This window comes from Chitinophaga rupis, assembly GCF_900109685.1.
Lineage (GTDB): Bacteria > Bacteroidota > Bacteroidia > Chitinophagales > Chitinophagaceae > Chitinophaga > Chitinophaga rupis.
Map to the genome: position 1 here is coordinate 186,906 of NZ_FOBB01000005.1, position 19,169 is coordinate 206,074.

14 protein-coding genes are annotated in these 19,169 nt (G+C 48.2%); 4 read left to right on the top strand and 10 right to left on the bottom strand.

Features of this window, described 5'->3' with window-relative positions:
- Nucleotides 1–125: 125 nt before the first annotated feature.
- From BMZ54_RS20260 to BMZ54_RS20280, 5 genes are all read right to left on the bottom strand, one after another.
- Entirely contained in the window at nucleotides 126–2,921 is a 2,796-nt protein-coding gene (locus tag BMZ54_RS20260; protein ID WP_238386632.1) for a sugar-binding domain-containing protein, read from the bottom strand.
- A gap of 86 nt (nucleotides 2,922–3,007) precedes the next feature.
- Nucleotides 3,008–4,534, bottom strand: coding sequence for a RagB/SusD family nutrient uptake outer membrane protein (locus BMZ54_RS20265; RefSeq protein ID WP_089916317.1), 1,527 nt, complete (start codon nucleotides 4,532–4,534; stop codon nucleotides 3,008–3,010).
- Nucleotides 4,535–4,557: 23 nt separating this feature from the next.
- Entirely contained in the window at nucleotides 4,558–7,623 is a 3,066-nt protein-coding gene (locus BMZ54_RS20270) for a SusC/RagA family TonB-linked outer membrane protein (protein WP_089916322.1), read from the bottom strand.
- Nucleotides 7,624–7,984: 361 nt separating this feature from the next.
- The gene (locus tag BMZ54_RS20275; protein WP_089916330.1) at nucleotides 7,985–8,725 is read right to left on the bottom strand and encodes an SDR family oxidoreductase; all 741 of its coding nucleotides are present in this window, start codon (nucleotides 8,723–8,725) and stop codon (nucleotides 7,985–7,987) included.
- Nucleotides 8,726–8,825: 100 nt separating this feature from the next.
- The gene (locus BMZ54_RS20280) at nucleotides 8,826–9,701 is read right to left on the bottom strand and encodes a helix-turn-helix domain-containing protein (RefSeq protein WP_089916335.1); all 876 of its coding nucleotides are present in this window, start codon (nucleotides 9,699–9,701) and stop codon (nucleotides 8,826–8,828) included.
- 364 nt (nucleotides 9,702–10,065) lie between these two features.
- Between BMZ54_RS20280 and BMZ54_RS20285 the strand changes: the two genes are divergently transcribed.
- Nucleotides 10,066–11,055 carry a hypothetical protein gene (locus BMZ54_RS20285; protein WP_089916339.1) on the top strand — a complete coding sequence of 330 codons (990 nt, stop codon included), beginning with the start codon at nucleotides 10,066–10,068 and terminating at the stop codon, nucleotides 11,053–11,055.
- 108 nt (nucleotides 11,056–11,163) lie between these two features.
- On the opposite strand, the gene BMZ54_RS20290 is transcribed toward BMZ54_RS20285, so the two are convergent.
- The 4 genes from BMZ54_RS20290 to BMZ54_RS20305 form a co-directional block, all read right to left on the bottom strand.
- Nucleotides 11,164–13,317 (bottom strand): GH92 family glycosyl hydrolase, encoded by a 2,154-nt coding sequence (locus BMZ54_RS20290; protein ID WP_089916341.1) that lies wholly within the window; start codon nucleotides 13,315–13,317, stop codon nucleotides 11,164–11,166.
- A 141-nt stretch (nucleotides 13,318–13,458) separates the two neighbouring features.
- Nucleotides 13,459–14,244: an alpha/beta fold hydrolase gene (locus BMZ54_RS20295; protein WP_089917131.1), complete on the bottom strand. Its 786-nt coding sequence runs from the start codon at nucleotides 14,242–14,244 to the stop codon at nucleotides 13,459–13,461.
- 89 nt (nucleotides 14,245–14,333) lie between these two features.
- Nucleotides 14,334–14,804: an SRPBCC family protein gene (locus BMZ54_RS20300; protein ID WP_089916343.1), complete on the bottom strand. Its 471-nt coding sequence runs from the start codon at nucleotides 14,802–14,804 to the stop codon at nucleotides 14,334–14,336.
- Nucleotides 14,785–15,126, bottom strand: coding sequence for an ArsR/SmtB family transcription factor (locus BMZ54_RS20305; protein ID WP_089917133.1), 342 nt, complete (start codon nucleotides 15,124–15,126; stop codon nucleotides 14,785–14,787). Before BMZ54_RS20305 ends, BMZ54_RS20300 begins: the two co-directional genes overlap by 20 nt.
- A 285-nt stretch (nucleotides 15,127–15,411) precedes the next feature.
- Here BMZ54_RS20305 and BMZ54_RS20310 point away from each other — a divergent pair, with 285 nt between their 5' ends.
- The 3 genes from BMZ54_RS20310 to BMZ54_RS20320 are packed head-to-tail and all read left to right on the top strand — an operon-like array spanning nucleotide 15,412 to nucleotide 18,571.
- Nucleotides 15,412–15,924: a hypothetical protein gene (locus BMZ54_RS20310; RefSeq protein WP_089916347.1), complete on the top strand. Its 513-nt coding sequence runs from the start codon at nucleotides 15,412–15,414 to the stop codon at nucleotides 15,922–15,924.
- 12 nt (nucleotides 15,925–15,936) lie between these two features.
- Entirely contained in the window at nucleotides 15,937–16,299 is a 363-nt protein-coding gene (locus BMZ54_RS20315) for a cupin domain-containing protein (protein ID WP_089916350.1), read from the top strand.
- A gap of 10 nt (nucleotides 16,300–16,309) precedes the next feature.
- The gene (locus BMZ54_RS20320) at nucleotides 16,310–18,571 is read left to right on the top strand and encodes a DUF4185 domain-containing protein (RefSeq protein ID WP_162277621.1); all 2,262 of its coding nucleotides are present in this window, start codon (nucleotides 16,310–16,312) and stop codon (nucleotides 18,569–18,571) included.
- A gap of 46 nt (nucleotides 18,572–18,617) precedes the next feature.
- Here the strand turns inward: BMZ54_RS20320 and BMZ54_RS20325 are convergent, their stop codons facing one another.
- Complete coding sequence (locus BMZ54_RS20325) at nucleotides 18,618–19,010, bottom strand: response regulator (RefSeq protein WP_089916360.1); 393 nt, start codon at nucleotides 19,008–19,010, stop codon at nucleotides 18,618–18,620.
- Between the last annotated feature and the right edge of the window lie 159 nt (nucleotides 19,011–19,169).

A 19,169-nucleotide genomic window follows, 5' to 3' on the forward strand; every position in this document is an offset into this window, starting at 1 on the left:
TCATCAACAAAACATGATCCATTCGTAATTATTCATATCATAATGTCTTTTCAATGGCATTCCCCGTTGGGCGGGGCAGGCTATGGCCCGCTTTGGGCGGGCCGTAATTGAATAATTCGTAATTATCACTCGTAGAGCGCCCTTATCTGCGCTGCACTCACCACCGCTGCCGGGTTAAATGCCTTGCTGCTCATATACTGCTGTAAGCTATAGCACAGCTGCCTGGCTTCCGGGCGTTTTTCCCGGTTGCTGAGCAGATCAATTCCTGAAACAATTAATTTGCCTTTTCCAACCCTGCATTCAAACACAAGGCCCAGGGACCTCGCCGTTACCCAATCATCAATGACCCGTACAATAGGCTGCAGTCCTTTTTGAACAGCATCCAGCTTAATAGCGCCGGAGTGCGACATAGCATCCCACCATTGCCAGTTACTGAAGCCCTGCGTAGGAAATTGCCGGAATGCCGGATGTGCAGGATCACATAAAATGCCTAAGCTTACCGGCGGCTGCTGATGGGTCCAGGCGGTATTCCAGAAAATGCTGGAAAATCCAATGGGAATATCGCCGCCTTTATCTGCCTTCAGGGTGCCCTGTTTAAGGGTTAGTAATACTTTGCCGCCGGCTTCCAGCGCATCCAGCGCCTTTTGATCCAGCTGCTGTGTAACCAGCACCTGCGGGTCAGCAGCAGGCAGGGTAGCGGGGTAAACAAATACATCCCAGCTATTCGTGTAACCGGCAACGTTAACGGCTAAAGTAAGCCGCGACGGTGTAGTTACTGCATCCAGCGCCACGTTAATATTGCCAAGCTGAATGCCATTGCCAAACGGGATATCTTTTTTATCCAGCACACCTTTAAAAAGCACTTTCCCTGCGCTGTTGCTGATGGTCCATGAAGGCGTGGCATTCGTTAACACAGCAGGGCCAAACTGCGCTATCTCCACCGGCACACTTAAGCTTTCATTGTTCAGGTACACCATTTTAGGCAGCCGTACCAGTGGCACCACGGCATTACAAAATGTGCGGTATTCCTTCCCGGTCACGTATCCCTTATCTTTCCAGAAAGGATTTAATACACCCACTAAAGCGGTGCCCTGTCCCGGAAAATCATACAAACCCAGGAGCTGGAACCCGCCAAAACCGGGCGTGCGCAGGGCCGCCTCAATATCTGCCTTATAGCATAATACCTGCAGCCTGCCGGAAGCATATAAGAAATCATGGGCCAGCTTTCCCATGCCGTTCTTTTCCAGTTGATCCCGGAAGATCTCGAAATTTTTTGCTTTCAGCACCCCATCATATTGCTTGATCTCGTTAAAATCAGGGTACACGCACCATTGCCCGATCTCATGGCTTACGGTAGGATGCTGCCACTTTTTTATCATAGCTGACCAGTCATAATCCGTACGCGGCGGCTGGCCGTTAATAATACTTTTCAACCCTTCGCCCCAACGCTGTATACGCGGATCCGGTGTGCTGTTAAAATCACTTTCAGAAATAAGGGGCCAGCCTGCGCCAGTGGAGTACAGCCGCCGGGTATCCCTTTGTTTCCAGTATTCCACAAATTTCGTCAGGTACTGGGTATGGTGTTTACCAGCAGGTTCATTTCCATACAGCAGTATACAAAAAGAGGGGTGGTTGCCATACGCTTTTACGATCTTCCTGCTTTCTTCATAAATGTATTCATCCAGCGGTTTGCCATCGCCGATCGTGGTACTCTGGTTAGCCCAGGAAGAGCATTCTATATGCAGGTAAAAACCTATACGGTCTGCTGCTTCAAAAGCGGCATCCGGCGGGCACCAGGAGTGAAAACGTAAATGGTTTAAACCATATGACCGGCAGATCCTGAAAATGCGCATCCACGCAGCGGTATCCACAGGTGGGTAACCGGTTTTAGGGAACACTGCACATTCCAGTGTGCCGCGCAAAAAAGTAGGCCGCCCGTTAATAGTGAACTGTGTGCCATTGGCTGAAAATTCCCGCATACCAAAGAGTACACGGCTTTCATCTGTTCCCGGCTGATCGGAGCTAAGCGCCACTTTCATGCTGTATACATTGGGATGGAACTCATCCCATAAGGCAGGATGCTGCCCCATGGGGTACACCACTTTAAGCACGGTAGTTTTATCAACCTGCTCCTGCGCTGTTACCGGCTGCAGCTTTTCCGTAGCGGGTTTGCCGGGCTGCGCCTGTAAGGTTACTTTGGCTGCAGCCGGTTTACCGCTGATATTGTTCACCGTTATCAGCGCGGTTACATTGTTTGCTTTCAGATCCGGGAACAGCTGCACGTCGCTGATATAAACGGCGGGTTTATCCCTGATCACCATTTTGCCAATGATACCGTTCCAGTTGGTTTGCGTGTGGTCTGATATGCTGTGCGAGTTCTCGCCCGGGTCAATGTCCTTTACCCGGTTATCTACCCGGATGCTGAGCTTATGTTTACCAGGCGTTAACAGCGCCGACAGATCATAGGTGTGCGCAGTGGCCAGGCTGTTCTGCATGCCTGCATACTGATCATCCACCCATACGCTGGTTTCCCAGTGGCAGCGTTCTAAAAAAAGCTCCAGGTGCCGCCCCTTCCAGGAGGCAGGTATATCAATGGTTTGCTGGTACCAGGCCGCTCCTTTGTAATATTTGCCGGGCTGCAGCCAGAACGGAACTTTTACCTGGCCCGGTACCCGGTATTTACTGTATGCAGGATCCCGGAACCAGGTGGAATCTACAATGCCGCCGGTCCAGGGCGTATTTACCGTTATATCATTTCCCTTTTTATTGGTGGTCATGGAACCAGGCAGGGTAACGGTTTCCTTCAGCTCCCGGGTATACCATTTCTGCGTAACACCTTCATCCAGGGAATCGGTTTGAAAGCGCCATTGCCCGGAAAGGTTTATTTCAGCTTTTCCCGGTGGCTGCTGCGCCCGGGCCATCAATCCGGATGTTAACAATAAGCATGTACTAAAAAACAACGTGGCTGTCCTCTGCATGGTATTAATACGGTTTATAAAAAAATAACTTACCAGTTTGTATTCTGCTTCATTTGCGGGTTGGAATTTATTTCCGCCTGCGGAATGGGAAAATAATCATGTTTACCTGCTATATAAAATTGTTTGCCTACTTTATCGCTGTTGGTGAGTTCCTGTTTCAGCAGGCCCCATCTTTTCAGATCATAAAAGCGATGGTTTTCCCTGGCAAATTCAAGCATGCACTGGTGCCTGATCTCGGCCATCATCTGGTCCTGGCTTAAGCCGGCGGCCAGCGGCGCTAAATTAGCCCTGTCCCGTATTTGTTTTACGTAGGGGTAAGCTTCTGCCGGTTTACCCTGCATGGTAACAGCTTCTGCCAGCATCAGCAGCACATCATCATACCGGAGCGCCCGCTCATTATTACTGGAGGTGTAGTTGGATGCACCGCTGGCGCCTGTGATCTCATCTTTTTGCGTATAGTTCTGGTACTTTTTAATTAAAGAGCTAAAGCCAAATATGAGCTTAAAGCTGCTGAATGGCTTGTTATAAAAGGTAGCACCGGGGTAGTCCCATACGATTGTGGCATACATACGCGGATCAAAATCATTGGCCAGGGTCTTTTCTTTTTTAAACTCGTTGAACAGCTTGTCCGTTATGCTTACCTCAAACCAGCCGGCTACTTCAGCGGGGGCAAATTCCTGCGCGGTTGTAACGCCCAGGCCCTGCGCTGCGTTTTCTCCTGCCCAGGGATTGGTGCCCCCAACATCGCTCAGCTGGATCTCAAATACAGATTCAATATTGTTTTCCTTTGTAACAATAAAGTTATCGCCGTAGTTGGGCATCAGCTGGTAAGTGAAGGGCGCCTGGGTAAGCTGTGTTAAAGCGGCTACGGCGCCTGCCCAGTCTTTGGTAAATAAATTGGCCTTACCAAGATAGGCCAGCGCAGCGCCTTTGGTAGCCCGGCCAATCCACTCTGAAGGATAGGATACCGGCAAACCGGCGGCTGCTTCAGTAAAATCCTGTTTTGCCTGTTTCCACACATCCGCTTCCGGCGATTTAGCTACAAAATAATCCTCCTTGGTAACAGGCGTTTTCAGGTGAATGGGTACATCGCCAAAGTTTATAACCAGTATAAAATAGTTTAAGCCCCGCAGGAACTTTGCTTCTGCTATATAGGCGGCCTTTGCATCGGCAGCAAGGTCGCTTACCTTATCAATATTTTCCAGGATCTGGTTAGCGCGGAAAATGCCGCGGTAACAGATGTTCCAGAGGTCGTTGGCGGTACCATTATCGGGTGTATTGGTAAAGGTGGAGAACTGGTACAGTGCGGCAACATCATTGCGGATAAAGAAATCATCGCCCCGGCCATTGCCCAGCTCAATGCCCCGCACGGCCCAGAAACCGCCATTTACATCGCGCAGCAGCCCGTAAGTAGCGGCAAAAGCGCTTTGCACATCTGCTTCAGTTTTCCAGTAGGTTTCTGAAGTGATCTGGTTCGGGTTCACCAGCTCCAGGGTGCTTTTTTTGCAGGCCAGCATCAGCGTCATGGCTGCTATAAGAACGGTAATATTTTTCATACATGATCGGTATTTCTGGTTGACTAAAGTGTTAACTGCAATCCAAAAGAAAGCGTGCGGGCAATGGGGTAAGCTACGTGCCCGTAATCCACGCCGCGGTCAAAGATGCTGCCGGTACGGCCAATGTCCGGGTTAAAACCTTTATAGCTGGTAACCGTAAAAAGGTTGTCGGCGCTGATATAAGCCCGTAAAGAGGTGATCCTGAATTTGCTTTTTAATACATCTCCGATGGTGTACCCGATCTGCAGCGTTTTCATGCGCAGGTAAGAGCCGCTTTCCAGGAAGCGGGTAGAGGTACGGTCGTTAAAGTTCGGATCATTGGTTACTGCGCGTGGTATGTCGGTATGCTTTTCCGGCGTCCATGCATTAAGGGTGCTGGTGGCGTAGTTGAACTCAAGGCTCATGCTTTCCAGGTCCTGGCGCAGGCCATTATAGATCTTGTTCCCGTGTGTGCCCTGGAAATAAGCGTTCAGGTCAAAATTGCGGAAAGATGCGTTGATGCCAAACCCATATTCAAAGGAAGGGAAAGGACTACCGGCATATACTTTATCCTCATCACTGATCTGTCCATCGCCATTGGCGTCGAAGAATTTAATATCGCCCGGTGCAGCATTAGGCTGTATCAGGGTGCCGTTCTTGTTATAAGCATCAATTTCTTCCTGTGAATTAAAGATGCCATCGGCCTTAATAAGATAGAATGCGGTAATAGGACCGCCGGCTTCTGTTAAGGTACTGGAGGCGCCATGGTGAGTGGGCTGCCCGCCAAAGATCTGCTGGGATCCTGTTCCCAGCTCCAATACTTTATTATTTACTTTAGAAAAGGCACCGAACACACTGTAATTCAACTCGCCTGCATGATCTGAGTAATTGAATCCAAGTTCAAAACCATTGTTCCTTAAGCGGCCTGCATTCACTACCGGGTTAGCCGTGGAGCCGGCTGATCCCGGGATGGGTACATTCAGCAGCACATCGTCTGTTGTTTTAATAAAATAATCAGCTGTAATATTCAGCCGGCCCTTCAGGAAGCCGGCATCCAGCCCAACGTTGGCGGTTTTGGTGTTTTCCCACTTTATATTCGGGGAGGAGAAGGATGTTTGTATAGCGCCAAACCATTTCTGCTGGTCCGCACCGGTAACGTAATTAATATTGGAAGCAACCGCTGCACTATATTGATAATCACCGATTTCCTGGTTACCCAGCACCCCGTAGCTGCCTCTTAACTTTAAATGTGAGATGGCATTATTCAGGGAAGTAAAGAACCTTTCGTTAGAGATGTTCCAGCCCAGGGCAACGGATGGGAAGCTGCCATAACGGTTGCTGCTGCCAAACCGTGAGGAGCCATCCCGCCGTATGCTGGCAGTTAACAGGTAACGGTCGTCATAACTATAGATCACACGGCCCAGGGTAGACAGCAGGCTGCTTTCCGTACTGTTACCGCCGGTGGTGGAGGTGCCTGCGCCTGCATCAATATTCTTTAAGCCATCCGGCAGATCGGTTCTGGCAGAGAGCAGGTACGTATAATTGGTCTTTTGGTAAGTATAACCCACTAAAGCCTGGATATTACTTTTACCCAGTGTTTTGGTGTAGTTCAATGTATTTTCAAGCAGCAGCAGGTTTGTTTGCTCTTTGCTTTGTGTAAGATCATTGGTGGGATGGGTGAACAGGGTGCCTACTACATAACGTTTGTAATAATCATCATTGGTAATAAAGTTGCTGGTATAACCCATATTTAATTTATATACCAGGCCTGGAATAAGCGTTACCTCGCCAAATACATTCGTTAAAATGCTGGACGATGCTTTGGTAATATTCTCCAGGTTTAACTGCGCTATCGGGTTGGCCACATTCACCACAGGACCATAAGCGCCTGCATAACCGCCCAGTGCACTGGTATCATAGATCTGGAAAACCGGGATCATTTTTGCCGCAGAGCCTACGGGATTACCTCCCTGGCCACCCCAGCCGCCAGCCATATTGGTGGTTTTTTCTTTAGTGAGCAACACGGTTTCCCCAAACCGGAACCGGCCTTTGGTGGTTTCTGATTTTACGCGCAGGTTATAACGGTCATAACCGGTAACCTTTACAATCCCATCCTGTTTGGTATAGCTGCCGGATACGCTGTAGTTGCTGTACTGGTTGCCGCCGTTTACCAGCAGCTGATATTGCTGTACCGGTGCGGTACGGTAAATAGCATCCTGCCAGTCGGTGCCCGCGCCCAGTGAATCCGGGTTCCGGGCTATATCCAGCCGGGGCAGGCCGGCTGCATCATGTGCCGTGTTGCTAACCTTGGCCCATTGCTGCGCATCCAGTACATCCAGCTTATGCGCTATACGCTGTATGCCATAATTGGCATTCATTTGCACTACTGCTTTCCCGTTCTGTCCTGTGCGGGTGGTTACCAGCACTACGCCATTAGCTGCGCGGGAGCCATAGATGGCCGCTGCAGAAGCATCTTTTAACACATCAACAGACTGGATATCCAGCTGGCTAAGGTTGTTGATGCTGGCTACCGGTACACCATCTACAATATATAAAGGGGCTGCATTGCCCAGGGTGCCTACGCCCCTGATAAGGATACGGGTGCCGGAGCCCGGGTTACCGCCGGCCGATTCAATGGTTACGCCGGGCAGCTTTCCCTGCAATGAGCGGGTAACGTCGCTTACGCCCTGTGCCTTTATATCGGCTCCTTTAATGTTGGCAATGGCGCCGGTGAGGTCTTTCTTTTTCACTGTTCCATACCCGATCACCACAACTTCATTCAGGTTGCTCTGTGAAGATTCCATGACCACATTCATTAGTCCATCATTCACACTCACTTCCTGGGGAGTGAAGCCCAGGGCTTTAAACACCAGCACGCTCCCTTTCGAGGCGCTGATGGAGAATTTGCCACTGGCATCTGTAGCAATACCCTGGCTGGTATTTTTAATGCTAACAGCCACACCCGGCAGGGGAAGGCCATCGTCTTTTGATGTAACCGTGCCTGTTACTGTAAGCTGTTGCTGGCCGTAGCTGCTGCTAACCTGTAAAATAGCCAGCAGCAAGGTGATAAGTGGAATTTTTTTCCAACTACGAGTAGTAGATCTTGGCATATCAAATAAAATTGCTTGTTAAAAAATAGATTGACCGCGTTGCTTATTTCTATAAGCGGAAGGGAAGTTCTTCATTGTCCCATGTGGAATTTTTGATTGATTTTTATGGTAAAAAAGTGGAATTATTTATACCCGTAAACCTAAGCATACTGGCATAATTCATAAATGGACAAACGGTTCAAAAGGATGGATTATCAGATCATCAATGGGGCAACGCTTAATGGGAATCTTGCCGGGATATGCCCGGGCGCGGTAACGGGAGGGAATAGTTGTAGAAATGACAAGAAAAAACCATTCGTAAAGTATTAAGCGGATCTTAACACTTTACGAACAGGAGAGGGGTTACAGTTAATTGTTAGCATTAAGCCTGCGCGGTTGGCCGCACTACGATCTCACCCACATCCACATTAGCCGGTTGCGCAATGGCAAAGGCAATGGCGCGGGCAATGGCATCCGGTGGTATGGCTATTTTATCCCGCTGTTCCAGCATCTGGGCTTTTATACCGGGATTGGTCATGGATTCCGCGAAGTCTGTGTGAATGAAACCTGGTGAGATAATAGTTATGCGCAGCTTATCACCGGCCTCCTGCCGTAAGCCTTCTGAAATGGCGCGCACGGCAAACTTGGTGCCGGCATAAACCGCCATGGTGGGAACAACGCGGTGCCCGGCGGTAGAAGCGATATTTACAAAATGCCCGGAGCCCTGTTTGCGGAATACCGGCAGCGCAGCGGCAATGCCGTATAGCATACCCTTTATATTAATGTCGATCATATCATCCCAATCCTCCACGCGCAGCTCATCCAGGGGAGAGATGGGGCCAACGCCGGCATTGCTGATCAGCACATCCAGCTGGCCGTAATGCTCACAGGCAAATGCTACGAGCTGGGTCATATCATCGCGGCGTTTTACATCCGTTTGTAAATAGGCGGCTTTTCCACCTGCTGCTGTAATGCGGGCTGCCAGCGCCTCCAGCCGGTTTGTGCGGCGTGCGCCCAGCACCACCTTTGCGCCGCCTGCAGCCAGCAACAGTGCTGTGGCTTCGCCTATGCCGCTGCCTGCGCCTGTAATGGCAACTACCTTACCTTTTACATTGTTCTCCATATTGCTTATCTATTTTTTGATAAGGCAAAGGTAGTCCGCATACCTGCCGGCCTGTTAAAGGTTCTCAAACAGAATGCTAAGAAATTCAAACAATTGACGCTTACCTTAAGGAGCTGGGTGTAACGCCGGTTTGTTTTTTAAAGAAGTTGTTGAAATAAGTAGGGTATTCATAACCCAGGCTGTAGGCAATTTCATTAATGGTCCAGTCGGTATGTTTTAAAAGCGCCCTGGCTTCGCTTAGCATCCGCTCTGCTAAATGCGTGGTGGTGGTTTTACCGGTAACTTCTTTTACCGCGCGGTTAAGATGGTTTACATGAACGGAGAGCTGTTCCGCATAATCATTGGGCGTTCTTAACTTTAAGGCATGCTGCGGAGAATCAACCGGGAACTGCCTTTCCAGCAATTCAAGGAACATGGCAGTAATACGCGCTGCAGCATTCTGATGTTTGAAATAACCCGCTGATGGCTGCATTTTCATGGCTTCATGCAGCAGCAGGTTTACATGGTTGCGCAGCAGGTCAAACTTGTGAATATAATCCGTGTCAAACTCCCGCAGCATATTCTGGAAAATGGAGCTGATATATTTCAGCTGGGTATCATCAACAAAGAACACCGGGTTGGACCCTACTTTAAAAAGCGGGGAGTCCTGTAAAACCAGGTCCCGGTCCTTTGCTTTCAGGAAGTTTTCCGTGAACAGGCAAAAGAAGCCTTCCTGCTTTGCTGAAACAGGCTCCCAGGCATAGGGGATCATGGGGTTTGAAAAGATCAGGGCAGGCCGGTTCAGCTCAATTCCTTTATCAGCATAATACAGGCGGCTGCTGCCCAATGCCAGGGAGATCTTGTAAAAATCCCTCCGGTTATAAGACATGGGTTTGCTGGCATAGGTTTGCCGCTCAAATACCGTGAACTGATCTTTGAAATCCAGGGCCGGCAGGCGGTTGGCAAGAAAATCCTTTGCATTTTCAGGAGCGCTCATGCGGCAAAATTAAGGGATTGTTTGTATCTATGAAATTCAAACAGTGTTTGGGTAAGCAGTTCTGACTGGGTTTGGCCCATGGCGGGATGGCGGAATATGAATTGGGAAACATCTTCCTTACAGTATATCGTATAATATTTGATCGAAAAAAGTTAGTAAAGCAAACATTTACTATTGATCATTTACTGGAAGTGATCAGAAAGGGAACCTGGTTTGATCCTTAGGCCTGAAGATATTTAAAGCCCAAAGCCCGGTGTTAATGAGCGTGCCGGGCTTTCGCTATTTAAGACAAACCCCTCAGCAATTTTATACCTATATTTAAAAGAACATCCCTCTTTTATTCAATCACCACAAAACACTTCCCATGAGCCTCAACAGAAGACCATCCCTGGATTCCATCGGGCAATTTATTTCCCACACTGAATTTCAAACCCTGAAAACCGGTTTTGCTGCTAAGTTTCCCGACGCAGCCCCTGCTGTTTTTTTATCAAAGCAAACCATTCTGGACTGTATTAGTACCTATCCCGTTCTTTCCGGAATCAGCTTCCGGTATGGATTAGCTGATGTGAATGACCCGTTGAGCAGAAAGATAATTCTGGTGCCTTGTGAACATACTACCGATGAAAAAGGCGCGCCGGACCTGGTACTTTTAAAGGAAGGTTATGTGAGCAATAACGGGGAAAAAGTAAAAGGAGACGAGCTCTGGAAGCTTTTAGGCAACCATGCGGAGCGTGTGTACAACGGCCGCTTTCATGAAGTATTATCCAAAGTGCACCGCGGATATTTCTGGGGCATACAACGCATTTCAGCATTGCTGGCACAGGAAGGCTGTGATGGTGTAATGTTTAATTTTGGTTATAATGCTGCACACCCCTTTCCCTGTAAAAGGAACCAGCAGGTGCTGGAAGCAGTGGATGCCGGCCGGCAAAGCCTGAACATATTTATGGAGTATGGCCAATGCAATCCGCCCTGCGACATTGATCCGGGGGGCGGTGGTGGCGGTGTTGAAGGCACCGGTTGTTTAGTAAAAGAGCTGATGGGACGGTATGGCCAAAAAAGCACGGAACAGCAGCTGAACGCACTGCGCACTTTACGGGACGATTATATGCTGGAACAGCCAGGCGGTTATGCGCTGTATGAAATGTATTACTTCGTATCCCGTCCCATAATACGCGCTATGGCAGCACTGCCTGAAAAAGAGCAGGTTTACCAGGACTTATACAACAATGAGCTGCAGCAGGCGCTGGACCTGCTGAACAAGGGCGCATTTGACCAGGTGCTGAACCTGTACAAACGCACCATGGCAAAATTGATGGAGACTTACGTTTTTGAAACGGAATCCGTGATATGCTAAAAATAAAAGCTCCGGCTGTATTAAGCCGTAGCTTTTATTTACCATCGCGTCATTGCTTCGTCGCCCTTCCCACTGTAATCTCCCGGCTCCTCGCAATGACGCGGTTGATTACTCCGTTACAATCTCAATGCTGCCGCCGGTTTTAAACAGCTCATGCGGTACAAAATATCCTTTAATTGCTTTACCATTCACTTTAATAGCTGTTAATGCCCTGCCTTTTCCTCTTTTAGTTAAGGTGAGTGATTTACCGGTGCTGGTCTTCCATTTCACTTCATCAAAAAGCGGAACCGTAACAATATATTCCGGGTCAGTGGCAGAGAAGGTGTATAAGCCGGATGATGCAAATGCATACCAGGCGGACATTTCCCCGGCATCGTCCATGCCGCAGAGCGCTATGCCATCATCCCCGATGCCATATAAGCTATTCAGGATGGTATCAATGATCTTTTGTGATTTTTCCGGCTTATCTATAAAATAATAAGCAAAAGGCGCTTCATGATCCGGCTGGTTGCCATGGCAATACTGGCCTATCATGGTTTCCACGTTGCGGGCTATGTACTGCGGGTTCCAGGGCAGGGTAAAGAGGGAATCCAGCTTGGATTCAAAACCTTCTTTTCCGCCATACAGCTCAATGAGCCCCGGAATATCGTGCGGCGCAAAGAACGATACCTGCCAGGCATTTGCCTCCCGGTACATATATTCATAATAAGGGTACTGCGGGTTGAAAGGTGTGATCCATTCACCATTTTCCAGCCGCCCTCTCATAAAGCGGGTAGCAGGGTCAAACATGTGCTTATAATTTTTTGACCGCGCCATCAGGATCCTGTAGTTAGCCGTATCGCCCAGCTTTTTGGCTATCTGGGCTAATGAATAATCATCGTAGGAATATTCCAGGGTTTTAGATACGCCTGCTTTTGCCTTGGTTTCTACATGCGGATTGGGTACATCAGGATCGGAAATATAGCCTTTCTCAATATACTCCGTGATGTAAGGACGGGCGCCTCCGGCTACATTGGCGTTGCGCAGCAATACCCGGTAAGTATCCTTTATATCAAATTTATCAATGCCCCGCAGGTATGCGCCTGCAATGGAGGAAGTGCCATGGTCGCCATGAAAGAAGGTGGGGATGAACCCTGTTTTGTCGCCCACATCTTTCATAGACTTGATCACATCCAATGTAACCTGTGGCGAGATCAATCCCAGCAGCACATCTTTATTCCGGTAAGTATCCCACAAAGAAGGTTCTGTGTAATAGTTGAAATCAGCTTTCACCACATTATGCTTTGCATCGGTGAACTCGCCGTTCACATCACTGCGCAGGGCCGGCCACAGGAATGAGCGGTACAGGCAGGAGTAGAACATCCTTCTTTGCTTATCCGTTCCGCCCTTTACCTGTATGGTAGAGAGCAGGGTTTCCCATTTCCGGTTGGCCTCATTACGGATGTCTGTAAAAGACTTGTTACCGATCTCCTGCTGCAGATTTTGTTTTGCATTTTCAATGCTTACAAATGATAGGCCTATTTTAAGCTCAACCGGTTTAGCAGCGCCATCGGCTAAATGAACAATGGCATAGCCTTCCCGCTGGCCTTCTGCTTTCTTTTCCAGCTTTTCTATGTTCGTGTTCAGCGTAGCATAAAAATAGATCCTTTCCCCGGTTTGCTGGTAACCCTGTAAGGCGGTAGCGCCCACCTGCTCAATGTTCCAGCCGGATACGCGGTTATTGGCTTTAGCCAGGTCAAAGAGTATTTGCCTGCTGTTGTTGTTCTTATAGGTATATTGATGATAGCCGCAGCGTAAAGTGGAAGTAAGGTTCACATTCACATTATAATCATCCAGGTATACCTGGTAAAAGCCCGGTGACGCGCTTTCTTTTTTATGGGTGAATCTTGAGCCAAAAGTAGCGCCTGGATTGGAAAGCGGCAGAATGGGAATGTTGCACAAATTCCAGTGGCCTTTATTGGTATGGGTAAATCCGTAAATAACGGAATCCTCATATTCATACCCTGCGCCGGATCCGTATTGCGTAATGGGGCTTAGCTGTACCATGGCATTGGGCAGCGAGCTGCCGGGAAAAGTAAGCCCGGCCCATGAGCGCCAGCCTTCCGGTAACGTATATCCCAGAATTTTAGGATCGGTAAGCGGCGCCGTGCCAACAAATGTGTTTACATACTTTGTATAACCTGTTGCTGACTGGCTTTTACTGCTAACGGCAGCCAGCAGTAAGATGACGAACGTGGAGAAAAATTTGACCTGGTGTTTCATTTTTACAAGTAAGATTTCGTGGACCGGTAAAAATATAAAAAAACACCAGATTGTTTATAGAGATGCTATGAGCGGTAAATGGGGGAATGCATTGCAGAAGCGGCATTCCCCTGTATTTAGTTGCTATGGGTGATCCCAGGCCTAGTCATTCAAAAATTCCTGCACCAGCGTAGCGGTGATCTCCGGCTGACGGCTGTCTTTTTTTGCAGAACAGATCTCACCCAGCAGTGTGCCGTGCATACCGGGCAATATGGCCAGCTGCGCGCCTGGTATCAGGTGTGAGAGCTTAACGATATGTTCAGTGGTAATTACGTCTTTGTCACCGGCCATTATCAGCGCAGGGGTTTTTATAGATTGCAGCGCTGCATCCGGCCAGTTCTGAAAGACTAATCTCCTTGATCTGTCTTTCTCAAACATGTTCTGCAGCCGGTCTTTATCAGGCGTTACCTTTAAAAAACCTGCTTTTAATGGCTCCGGCATATCCTTTAACGTGGCTTTTTGCAGGCCTTCAAAAAAACCGGGTATCATGCCTTCCCTTTGATAGTTGGAGGAAACCACCACTATTTTATTCAACAGCTCCGGGTGGCTCATGGCCAGCTGCATGGTAGTGCAGCCGCCATCACTAAAACCCATGATATTTGCTTTATCTACTTTCAGATATTTAAGTAAGGCTGCTACATCACTGGCATCCTGCTCAAAAGTTTCTGGCGCGTTACGGTCGCTGGTGCGGCCATGGGCCTGCAGCTCCACGGCAATCACTTTATTATGGGCGGCCAGCATGGGCAGTATAACGCCAAAGGTGGTTTCAATAGTGGAGCCGCCTCCGTGTATCAATACCAAAGGCAGGCCGCCGCCGTTGCCATGGATCTCATAATACATTTGAATACCGTTCACCGGTGCATGGCCGGATGTTTTTAATGTTTCCATATTATTGATTTGGGCGTTTGTTGACAGGGCTGATGCAAATAAAGCTATCAGCATATAAAATTTTGTTCTGTTCAGCATGTTGTAGGTTTTTAGCTGTGTTGCCGAGATAAGCCTTCCAGGTAGGCGGCCAGTTTTTCAACATTCTCTTTTTGCCCTTCTTTTGCTTTATGGGCTTTTACTACGGCCATAAATTCTTCTGCAGAATCAAACAGCATGTGCCAGGTGATCAGCGTTTGGTCGCCCTGCGCTTCAAATTCAATGGTTGCAAGGATCCTGGGGTAGGAGATGTGTTCGTAAACGATCTTTTTAAGCGGGATGATCTCTTTAAAGATGCTTCTGTTGTCATAATCCTTTCCATCCGGTCCATGCATTATGAGGTTCCATGCACCGCCGGCGCGTACGTCCATAGTAGTGATGGTATTGCTGAATCCATTAGGGCCCCACCAGTTGGCAATATGTTCCGGTTGGGTCCACACTTCCCATACCAGCTCTATGGGTGCATTCAGCTTTCTGGACAGGAAGAGCTCCCGGTCCTGCGTGTTACTTTTTGGCCTTTCCATATCTTTCCTTTTTTAGTTTTTCCAGGTAATTTTCCATAGCGTCTAGCTTGCTTTCCCAATGCTGCCGGTATTGGGCCACCCAATGCGCTACTTCTCCCAGCTGATCCAGCCGGGCTTCGCAGAAACGGTCCCTGCCACGCTGTTTAATAACAATGAGGCCGCAATCGGTCAGGATCTTCACATGCAGTGAGATAGCCTGCCGGGTTACATCAAATTTTTCCGCAATCGTATTCACATTCTGCGGCTGGGTGGCGATCATATGAATGATGGCCCGCCTGGTAGGGTCGGCAATCGCCTGGTATACATCACGTCGTGCTTTCATAATGCGCAAGTAATTACTTGCAAATATAAGTGCAAGCAATTACTTGCGCAATTATTTCTGCATAATTTTTTAAATACTTGTCATGTGGCTCTGATACAGCACCTGTCTGCCAAATAAGATAAATGCCCTGAAACCTGTCATAGTGAAGTATTCCTCGCCCAGAAAGTCTGTTAATATAATGGGCTAAAGCATAATGTGGGAAAGCGTTCAGCATTCCACGTCCTGCGTTCCGTATTCATCTATTAGCTATTATTTGTATATTTCATTCCAGACATTCTCATTCCTATGCAAAACGAGTCCAATACTATATTTGACCAGGATTTCCTGCAGGAAACCTTTGTACGCCGCCGCCAGCTAATGCCATTGGCGCTAAAGATCTATGTTTGGTTCTATATGCTCTTTAGTGTGTATAACGTTCTTACCTTTATTTATATCAATATCCAGCGGTGGCTGGATGTGTTAAGGTATGAATCGTTTGACAAATTTCTTTTACTCACCATTTTTACCGGACTTGCATTTCCCGTACTGCGTTTTCTGTCCAATCTTTTCATCTGGCTGGAAAGAAAGAGCGCTATATTGACCGGGATAATAATAACGGTGCTGCATATACTCTATTCCTGCGTTTCCTTTGTTATCATTTACAATATGTTCGGGCGTTTGGATCTTATGATATGGACAGTACCTTTGGTGCTGCTGGAGATCCCATATTTAGTGCTGCTGCTGAATATCAGAAAGCGCTGGGAGCAAACAGGCATTTCCGGAAACGAACAGGAACAGCATTTTAAGGGATTGAAATAGGAATTTATAAAGATGAAGGCATACAGACTTTTTACAACCGCGGATGGCCATAGCGCATTTGAAGAAGGAAAGATCACCACGCTGCAGCATATTGCAGCGGATTATTTTTTTATACAGGAAGACGATGCCTCCCGGCTTGCGTTCGACTGGCATCCTGCCCCCAGAAGGCAGGTGGTTATAACGCTCAGGGGTACACTGGAATTTACCGTAACAGATGGCAGCACCTTTCTCCTGCAACCCGGCGATATCCTGGTGGCAGCAGATATCTCCGGCTCAGGCCATAAGTGGCGCAGGCTCAGCGAAGAAAGCTGGGTACGCGCTTATGTGGTGCTGGAAGACGGGAAAGATGATGGTTTTGTAGTGAATGGGAAGTAAAACAAAATATATGTCCGCCAGGATCTTCAATAGTCTCATACAGTCCAATATGGGTGGCGGCCCGCATGGTAATTTTGAAGCCGTCATCATTAACCATGAAGGAAAGCTGCAGCACTGGTGGCGGGATAATTCTGCTGCCGGCGGAGAAACCTGGAAACCAGGACAGCTCATTACCGGCCAGGTAGCCGGTCCTGCATCTATTATACAAAGTGATTTTATACAGGACGGCCATGGGAATTTTGAAGTAGTGGTTCCGTTGCAGGTTGGCAATAGAATGGAACTCTGGCATTTCTGGAGAAGCAATGCAGATGTAACTACACCCTGGCAAAAAGGTCTGCAGATAAACGGTCCGGAGGATGTTGTAGCCGGCCCTGCTTCCATTATACAAAGTGATTTTATACAAGGCGGCCATGGTAACTTTGAAGTAGTAGTACCCTTGCGGGTTGGCAACAACACTGAACTCCGGCATTTCTGGAAAAATAATGCAGATAGAACTACACCCTGGCAAAAGGGACAACGGGTAACCGGTCCAGAGGATGATGTAGCCGGTCCTGCTTCCATTATACAAAGTGATTTTGTACAAGGCGGTCATGGTAATTTTGAAGTAGTGGTACCCCTGCGTGTTGGTAACAACACAGCACTCTGGCACTTCTGGAAAAACAATACGGATGTAACTACCCCCTGGCAAAGGGGACAACGGGTAACCGGCCTGCAGGACGCGGTGGCAGGCCCTGGCTCCATTATACAAAGTGATTTTATGGAAGGCGGCCATGGCAATTTTGAAGTGGTAGTACCGCTTTTCAGCAGCAATGGCCGTAAAGAGCTGTGGCATTTTTGGAGAAGCAATGCAGATGTAACTGCGTCCTGGCAAAGGGGACAGCTGATCTCAGCATCTGCCGGCGGCAACGGCTGCATTATCCGCAGCGATTATGTTACCGGCGGGCATCCGCATAATTTTGAAGTGCTTACGGACGAATGTTCGCAATCCGTAGTGCATTACCGGCATTTGAATGAAGATGTTACTTTTCCCTGGCTGCGCGGCAAAGTAATAATAGGAGAGCCTGCGCTTCCGCAAATGAAATACGTGCAAAAAGTAGTGCAGCTTACCGGTGAGTATGACCGTACTGTGTGGAAAGATGGCCAGCCTTCTTTTGCCTTTAACCGCACGGAGACCCAGTGGGGGCTTAAAGGCACGGACCTGGGCGTTTCCTTCCGGCATAATGCTAAAGTTTTTTTCCTGTTTGGAGATTCCTGGGGCCGCCACTGGAATGAGGCTGGCCGCACTACTTTTGATGCCATTGCCCACACTACTGATCTCTGCGCAAGGGATGGGCTGCATTTGACCTTTAACGATCAGGCGCCTGTTATCAGTGGCGATGACAGTATTACCCAGGCTGAATTTGATGTGCCGCTGGATGGCTTTAGCCTGGATGGCCGGCTATACGTATTTTTCTCTTCCAATCATTTTAAAGTTGGCAATGCGGCAGTTATGGGCCGTTCTGTTCTTTGCGCCTCTGCTGATGAGGGTTTGAGCTTTCAGTATATAGGCACCTATTCCAGTGCTAAGTTCATCAATGTATCTGTGGTGGCGGAGCGGGAGCCTGCACGTTATAACATTCACAGCGGCGCGGGTTTATGGATCTGGGGTTCCGGCAGGTACCGCTCCAGCGATGTATATCTTTCCTTTTTGCCCTTCGCTAATATTTTAAACGGCAGCATGGCCGCTCTTTATTTTGCCGGTACAGACCCGTTTAACCAGCCTGTTTGGAGCGGTGCGGAAGCAGATGCGGTAGCACTTTTCTGCGCCGGGTGCATTGGCGAGTTCTCCGTACGTTTCAGCAAGTACCTGCAGCAATGGGTGATCACTTATAACGGGGATAATCCCAGGGGCATTATTCTCAGAACAGCGGATACCCCTTACGGGCCATGGCCGGAACAGCAAATGTTATTCAATCCATTCACGAACGGATATGGTAAAATTATGCATAGCGCCCATACACCGGATAAATTAAATGAACCTGCTTTTTGGGGTGGTAGCGACCGGTACGGGGAATCTGGCGGAGAGTATGGGCCTTACCAGGCAAGCGATTATGAAACCGGGATCATTGGCCGGTTTGCAAAGATCTATTTTACCCTTTCCACCTGGAACCCTTACCAGGCTAACCTGATGTATGGCATTGTGCCGGCAAAAGGCAGCACGGAAGCAGACCTTGAAAACCTGCATGTGGATTTTACACGCTTTGATACCCATTGCCTGGGAAGGATCCGGTAACATGTACCGGAAACCCTGCATCGGGGGAATGGGGGATAGGCGCCGATCAGGTATATTTTTCCAATAGCTCCTTCATTACGCCTATCTGTGTTTCCACCGTATCGGGTTTGGTCACACATTCCAGGGCGCCCAGCTCCATGCATTGGGCCGCCTGTTCCTTCATGATGTTTGTAGAGAAAATAATAACGGGTACATCCTCAAATTCTTTCATTTTGCGGATCTCCGTTAAAAATTCAATGCCATTCATCCGGGGCATGTTCAGGTCTAAAAAAATAATATCAGGTTTGGTAAAGCCATTTCCATTAATTAACTCAAACGCATGTACGCCATCCTGGGCTGAGGTTAAACTGGCAGTATTATCAATGGTTGTAAGCACAAATTGGAAGATGTTCCTGTCGTCGTTATCATCATCAACTAAAAATACATTTCTATTGCTCATCCGGGTAAAATTATATCTTATAAAAGTAATGCATTGAGCCTGATAGTTAATACGGATAAGGGATGAATGATCAGATAAAATTATTTTTCATCTGTTTAAGGATGAGCACGTTAGTTTCGTTTTCCTGCACTTTTATTCTATCTTGTTGTATCTCACGTT